The organism is Stenotrophomonas sp. PS02300 (assembly GCF_029959395.1).
GTDB lineage: Bacteria > Pseudomonadota > Gammaproteobacteria > Xanthomonadales > Xanthomonadaceae > Stenotrophomonas > Stenotrophomonas maltophilia_AD.
Window position 1 is genome coordinate 1 of sequence record NZ_JASCOP010000161.1, and the last position, 7,389, is coordinate 7,389.

A 7,389-nucleotide genomic window follows, 5' to 3' on the forward strand; every position below is an offset into this window, starting at 1 on the left:
GCTACGAATTTTTACGGGCCCATTGGGATCTGGATCAACCCATCACCGGCTCCGGTAACCCTCGGTAGCGCCGGCCGTTGGCCGGCCCTCTGCGACGGTTGGTCGCAGGGGAGGCCGGGGCCCGCGCGGACCGACGGCGCTACCATGGCAGGGTGAACCGCCGTCGCCGCCCGTTTGCCGTCCTGCTGCAGCTCGCCTTCGTGGCGACGCTGCTGATGGCGCTGGCGCCACTGGTCAGCCGCTGGCAGCAGGCCCAGGGCCCGTCGGTGATGCTGATGCCCGGTGGCATGGCGCATGTCATGCCCCCCAGCCCGGCCGACATTGAACCCGCGCCGCATTCCGGCATGTCGCACCACGACATGCACGTGATGGCGGCAAGCGACAGCGCGACGCACGACATGGCGATGCACCACATGTCCATGCACGACATGCCAGGCCATGCCACCGCACCGGCGCACACCGAACCCGCTGCCCCGATCGACCCACATGCCGGCCATGGCGAGGCCTGCGAATACTGCATGATGGCCTCGCGGTTGATGCCGTGGCTGGCAGTGCTGCTCGTTTTGCTGCCGGCGTTGCCGGTCATCGCCCCGCCGGTGCTGCGCAGCGTCGCCACGCCGCGCAGCCTGCGCTGGCCTGCCCACGCCGCCCGCGGCCCCCCGCTTCACGCCTGAAACCGCCCCTTCTTTTTCCTGTTGCGCGACGCCGTGATGGCGCCGCGCGCCTGTGCGTTTTCCGGAGTTCCACCATGAAGCTTTCCTCCCGCAGCGCGGGCGCAATGACGCGCCTGTCTGTTTCCCTGTCGCTTGCCCTGGCCGCGCTGCCGCTGCAGGCCGCCGAGCGCGACGACGCGCGCACGCTCGACACCCTGGTGGTCACCGCCAGTGCGCCCTCGTCGCCACTGCACTGGGTCACCGACCCGCGCCTGCCGCGCCAGCCGGTGCCGGCCAGCGACGGTGCCGATTACCTCAAGACCGTGCCCGGCTTTGCCGCCATCCGTAATGGCGGCACCAACGGCGACCCGGTGCTGCGCGGCATGTTCGGTTCGCGCCTGAACATCGTCAGCAACGAAGGCAACCTGATCGGTGCCTGCCCCTCGCGCATGGACAACCCGCTGTCCTACATCGCCCCGGAAACGTTCGACCGCCTGACCATCATCAAGGGCCCGCAGAGCGTGCGCTGGGGCGCCGGCGCTTCCGCGGGCACGGTGCGTTTCGAGCGCGATACCCCGCGCTTCGACGCCCCGGGCATCGACCTGGATGCCAGCGCGCTGGTCGGCTCGCGCAACCGCAACGACCAGGTGCTCGACCTCACCGCCGGTGCCTCGCAGGGCTACGTGCGGGTCAACGGCAATCGTTCCGAAGCGGACGACTACAAGGACGGCAATGGCGACGTGGTGCCGTCGAAGTGGCGCAAGTGGAACAGCGATGTCGCCGTGGGCTGGACCCCGGATGCAGACACCGTGCTGGAGCTGTCCGCCGGCACCGGCGATGCCATCGCGCGTTATGCCGGGCGTGGCATGGATGGCGCCGCGTTCAAGCGCACCAGCTACGCCGCGCGCTTCGAGCGCGACAACCTGCCCGGTGCGTGGGACAAACTGCAGGCCAACGTGTACTACAACGACGCCGACCACGTCATGGACAACTACACCCTGCGCGACCCGAACCCGGCCAGCAGCATGCCCATGCCGATGGCCTCGAATGTCGATCGCCGGACCACCGGCGGTCGCATCGCCTCCGAATGGCGCTGGCAGGACATCGCCATCGTCGCCGGCGTGGACGCGCTCGACAGCCGCCACCGCAGCCGCAACGGCATGGGACGCAACACCTACCGGCTCACGCCATGGTCCACCGACGCACGCCAGAAGAACCAGGGCGTGTTCACCGAGATCACGCTTGGCGAAGGCACCGAGCAACGTTGGGTGAGTGGACTGCGCATCGATCGCGCCGAAGTCACCGACGAGCGCGCCACCACCGGCATGATGGCGATGCCGAACCCGACCGCCGGGCAGCGCCGCCGCGAAGACCTGGGCAGTGGCTTCCTGCGTTTCGAGCGGGACATCAGCAGCGCGCTGACCACCTACGCCGGGATCGGCCACAGCGAACGCATGCCCGATTACTGGGAGCTGTTCTCGCCGGACATGGGGCCGGCCGGCAGCATCAATGCCTTCAGCGCAGTGCAGCCGGAAAAGACCACCCAGCTCGACATCGGCCTGCAGTACCGCGATGAGCGGGTCAACGCATGGGTGTCGGCGTACGCCGGGCGCCTCCAGGACTACATCCTGTTCACCTACCGCGACGGCGGCATGATGGGCAGCACCACCCAGGCCAGCAACGTCGACGCACGCATTGCCGGCGCCGAAGCGGGCGCCGAGTTCGCGCTCGGGCAGGGCTGGAAGCTCGGCGGCACGCTGGCCTACGCATGGGGCGAAAACCGCACCGATGGCGGCGCACTGCCGCAGATGCCGCCGCTGGAAGCACGCCTGAGCGCAGGCTGGGAAGGCGCGCGCTGGAGTGCGGGTGCACTGGCCCGCGCAGTGACCCGCCAGAACCGCGTCGCGCCGGGGCAGGGCAACGTGGTCGCGCGTGACCTTGGCCCAAGCGCCGGCTTCGCCACGCTCGCGCTCAACGCCGGCTACCGCATCAGCGATGCACTGCAGCTCAGCGCAGGCGTGGACAACCTGTTCGACCGCGCCTACAGCGAGCACCTCAACCTCGCCGGCAGCGCCGATTTCGGCTTCCCCGCCGATCCGGTGCGCATCAACGAGCCCGGCCGCACGGTCTGGATGAAGGTGAATTACCGGTACTGAGGTAAAACCACGCGCGGCGGGTGTCGACGTTTGGTCGATACCCGCCCGTACCCGTGGAGACGCAATCCGACATGCGTTGACACATGCCGTTACACGCCCCGAAGGCCCCAGCACGAAAGGGGTTGCGCGTGTCACCGGGTGATGTGAAGGTGCCGGTAAACGCTTGGCACATATGCCTGACGCAGGTCGTGGCTACACTTGCCGGTCGTGGAACATCAAGGGCTGTACTTCATGTCGGGACGCATCACCGCACGCATCATTGCCGGCCTCGGCCTGGTCATCCTGGCCGGGTGTGGCAGCAAGGACCAAGCCGCCCGCCGGCAGGCCGAAGTCGTGCCGGTGACCACCCAGGTGGTGCAGACCTCCGCCTGGAGCGACACCCTGCAGGCACTGGGCACCGCCAAGGCCCGTGAGTCGGTGACCATCACCGCCAAGGTCAGCGAAATCATCGAAACCGTGCACTTCGACAGCGGCCAGCAGGTCTCCGCCGGCACCCCCCTGGTCACCCTGCGCGGCCAGGCCCAGGAAGCGGCCCTGCTGCAGGCCCAGGCCACCTTTGCCGAAGCCGACCAGCTGTACAAGCGCCAGCGTGAACTGGCCGCCCAGCAGCTCGTCGCCAGCGCCACCCTCGACACCCAGCGCGCCATCCGCGATGCCGCCGAAGCCCGCGTGCGCGAAATGCAGTCCGACATCGGCGACCGCCGCGTGCGCGCGCCGTTTGCCGGCGTGCTCGGCATCCGCCAGGTCAGCGAAGGCTCGCTGGTCACCCCCACCACCGTCATCGCCACCCTCGACGACATCGAACGCATGCACGTCGATTTCCAGGTGCCCGAAGCCGAACTGGCCTCGCTGGCCAAGGGTGACAAGGTCAGCGCCACCAGCGTCGCCTACCCGGGCCGCACCTTCGAAGGCGACGTGGCCACCATCGATACCCGCGTCGATCCCGGCACCCGCGCCGTCACCGTGCGCGCCGACTTCATCAACGCCGACCACGCCCTGCGCCCGGGCATGCTGCTCGACGTGCGCATGTTCCGCCCCGAACGCCAGGCGCTGGTCATTCCCGAAATCGCCGTGGTCCAGGTCGGCCGCGACTCCTTCGTGTTCCGCGTCAAACCCGACCACGTGGTCGAACGCGTCGACGTGGTCAGCGGCGCGCGCCGCTCCGGCGTCGTTGAAATCCGCGAAGGGCTCAAGGCCGGCGACCGCATCGTCGTCGACGGCACCGGCAAGCTGCGTCCCGGCCTGAAGGTGAATGACACCGCCGCGCCGGCTGCAACGCCTGCACCTGCGCCCGCCACCCCGGCCGTCAGCCCGGCCGCGGAGAAGGCCACCGATCCGGCCCCGGCCGGCACCACCCGCGCCCCGACCGGCGCGACCGCTGCCGCTGCGCCCGTGGGCAACGCCGGATGAAGCTCTCCAACATCTCCATCCAACGGCCGGTGTTCGCCGTGGTGATGAGCCTGCTGCTGGTCGTGCTGGGCATCATGTCGTTCACCCGCCTGACCCTGCGCGAGCTGCCCGCGATCGACCCGCCCATCGTCTCGGTCTCGGTCGATTACACCGGCGCCTCGGCGGCCGTCATCGAAAGCCGCATCACCCAGGTGCTGGAAGATGCCCTGGCCGGCATCGAAGGCATCGACACCATCAACGCGCGCAGCTCCAACGGGCGCGCCCAGGTCAGCATCGAATTCACCTCCAACCGCGATATCGAAGCGGCCGCCAACGACGTGCGCGACGCCGTCAGCCGCGTCGCCGACCGCATGCCCGAAGAGGCGCGCCCGCCGGAAATCGCCAAGGTCGAGAGCGACGCCGACCCGATCATCTGGTTCAACATGACCTCCTCCAGCATGAACACGCTGGAGCTGAGCGACTACGCCGACCGCTACGTGGTCGACCGCTTCTCCAGCCTCGATGGCGTGGCCCAGGTCCGCATCGGCGGGCGCCAGCGCTATGCCATGCGCATCTGGCTCGACCGCGACCAGCTCGCCGCGCGCGGCCTGACCGTGGGAGATGTGGAAACCGCGCTGCGCAACGAAAACGTCGAACTGCCGGCCGGCCGCATCGAATCGGCCGACCGCGACTTCACCCTGCGCGTGGAGCGCAACTACGTAAAGCCCGAAGACTTCGCCACCATCCCGCTCGGCAAGGGCGCCGATGGCTACGTGGTGCGCATGGGCGACGTGGCCAAGATCGAACTGGCCTCCTCCGAACGCCGCGCGTATTACCGCAGCAACGGCGAACCCGGCATCGGCCTGGGCATCGTCAAGACCTCTACCGCCAACTCGCTGGACGTGGCGCGCACCGCGCGCGCCGAAGCCGAACGGGTCGGGCTGACCCTGCCCGAAGGCACCCACATCTTCGTGGCCTTCGACAACACCACCTTCATTGAAGCCGCCGTGGACCGCGTGTACGCCACGCTGGTGGAAGCCATGCTGCTGGTGCTGGCGGTGATCTGGCTGTTCCTGGGCAGTTTCCGCGCCGCGTTGATTCCAGCGGTGACCGTGCCGGTCTGCCTGGTGGCCGCCTTCATCGCCCTGTATGCCTTCGGCTTCTCGATCAACCTGCTGACCCTGCTCGCACTGGTGCTGTGTATCGGCCTGGTGGTGGACGATGCCATCGTCGTGGTCGAAAACGTGCAGCGCCGCATCGACCTGGGCGAGCCACCGCTGGTGGCTTCCAAGCGCGGCACCGCACAGGTGGCCTTCGCGGTCATCGCCACCACCGCCGTGCTGGTCGCCGTGTTCCTGCCGGTCGGTTTCCTGGAAGGCAACACCGGCCGCCTGTTCCGCGAGCTGGCCGTAGCGCTGGCCGCCGCCGTGGCGCTGTCGGCGTTCGTGTCGCTGACGCTCACCCCGATGATGGCCTCCAAGCTGCTCAAGCCGCACACCGGCCAGGCGCCGCGCGGCCTGCACGGGCTGATCAACCGCAACCTGGATCGCGTCTCGGCCGCCTACGGCCGCGTGCTCGACAAGCACGTGGGAAAGACCTGGATCTACGCGGTGGTGATGCTGCTGTCGCTGGCCGCCAGCGCGCTGCTGCTCAAGGTGCTGCCCTCCGAACTGGCCCCGGCCGAAGACCGTGGCTCGTTCCAGATCATGATCGACGGCCCCGAAGGCGCCGGCTACGACTACACCGTGGGCCAGGTGCAGCAGGTGGAAAAGATCGTGGCCGGCTACGTCGGCGATGACAAACCCATCGTGCGTGCCAACCCGCGCGTGCCCGGTGGCTTCGGGGCAAGCGAGGAAATGCACACCGGCCGCATCAGCGTGTTCCTGCAGCCGTGGCGCGAGCGCGCCACCGCCACGCCGGAAGTGGCGGCTGAACTGCAGAAGGACCTCGATGGCATCCGCGGCGTGCGCGTGCGCACCCAGGTCGGTGGCGGCCTGGTCCGCAGCCAGGGCCAGCCGTTCCAGATCGTGCTGGGCGGGCCCGAATACGCCGAAATCGCGCAGTGGCGCGACCGCATGCTCGAGCGCATGGCCGACAACCCCGGCCTGGTCGGCCCCGATTCGGATTACAAGGAAACCCGCCCGCAGATGCGGGTGAACATCGACCGCCAGCGTGCGGCCGACCTCGGCGTGTCGGTCACCGCGATCGGTTCGGCGCTGGAAACCATGATGGGCTCGCGCCGCGTCACCACCTTCGTCGACAACGGCGAGGAATACGACGTGCTGGTCCAGGCCGGCCGCGAAGGCCGCGCCTCGCCCGACGACCTCGCCGCCATCCGCGTGCGCGCCACCAATGGTGAGCTGGTGCCGCTGTCCAACCTGGTCACGCTCAGCGAAGTGGCCGAGGCGGGCAACCTCAACCGCTTCAACCGCCTGCGCGCGATCACCATCAGCGCCGGTCTCGCGCCGGGCTACCCGCTTGGCGAGGCCATTGCCTGGGCCCAGCAGACGGCACGCGAAGAACTGCCGCAGCACGCGCAGATCGACTGGAAGGGCGAATCGCGCGAATACCAGAACGCCGGCAGCGCGGTGCTGCTCACCTTCGCCATGGCCCTGCTGGTGGTGTACCTGGTGCTGGCCGCACAGTTCGAAAGCTTCATCCACCCGCTGGTGATCATGCTCACCGTGCCGCTGGGCGTGCTCGGCGCGCTGCTGGGCCTGTATGTCAGCGGGGGCACCATCAACCTGTTCAGCCAGATCGGCATCGTCATGCTGGTCGGCCTGGCCGCCAAGAACGGCATCCTGATCGTCGAATTCGCCAACCAGCTGCGCGATGAAGGGCGTGATGTACACCGCGCCATCGTCGAATCGGCGATGGTGCGCCTGCGCCCGATCCTGATGACCTCCATAGCCACCGTGGTCGGGGCGATCCCGCTGGTGGTGGCCGGTGGCCCAGGTTCGGCCAGCCGCGGCACCATCGGCATCGTGGTGATCTTCGGCGTCACCGTTTCCACCTTCCTGTCGCTGTTCGTGGTCCCGGCGTTCTATTCGCTGCTGGCGCCGTACACGCGCTCGCCGGAAGCGGTGGCCCGTGAGCTGGAGAAGCAGGAAGCTGAAACGCCTTCGGTCGGTGGCCATGCCTGACCGGCCGCTGCGGCTGGAAGGCCCCGGATTCGTGCTGCGCCCCTGGCG

The 7,389-nt window shown here is 68.7% G+C and carries 4 protein-coding genes; all 4 read left to right on the plus strand.

Annotated elements, in window-relative coordinates:
• Nucleotides 1-152 precede the first annotated feature (152 nt).
• Entirely contained in the window at nt 153-674 is a 522-nt protein-coding gene (locus QMX79_RS18885; protein ID WP_282248146.1) for a DUF2946 family protein, read from the plus strand.
• Between the two features lie 74 nt (nt 675-748).
• Nucleotides 749-2,809: a TonB-dependent copper receptor gene (locus QMX79_RS18890; RefSeq protein WP_282248147.1), complete on the plus strand. Its 2,061-nt coding sequence runs from the start codon at nt 749-751 to the stop codon at nt 2,807-2,809.
• A 231-nt stretch (nt 2,810-3,040) separates the two neighbouring features.
• Nucleotides 3,041-4,219 (plus strand): efflux RND transporter periplasmic adaptor subunit, encoded by a 1,179-nt coding sequence (locus QMX79_RS18895; RefSeq protein WP_282248148.1) that lies wholly within the window; start codon nt 3,041-3,043, stop codon nt 4,217-4,219.
• Nucleotides 4,216-7,341 (plus strand): efflux RND transporter permease subunit, encoded by a 3,126-nt coding sequence (locus QMX79_RS18900; RefSeq protein WP_282248149.1) that lies wholly within the window; start codon nt 4,216-4,218, stop codon nt 7,339-7,341. The genes QMX79_RS18895 and QMX79_RS18900 overlap by 4 nt, the downstream gene beginning before the upstream one ends.
• Nucleotides 7,342-7,389: the final 48 nt, after the last annotated feature.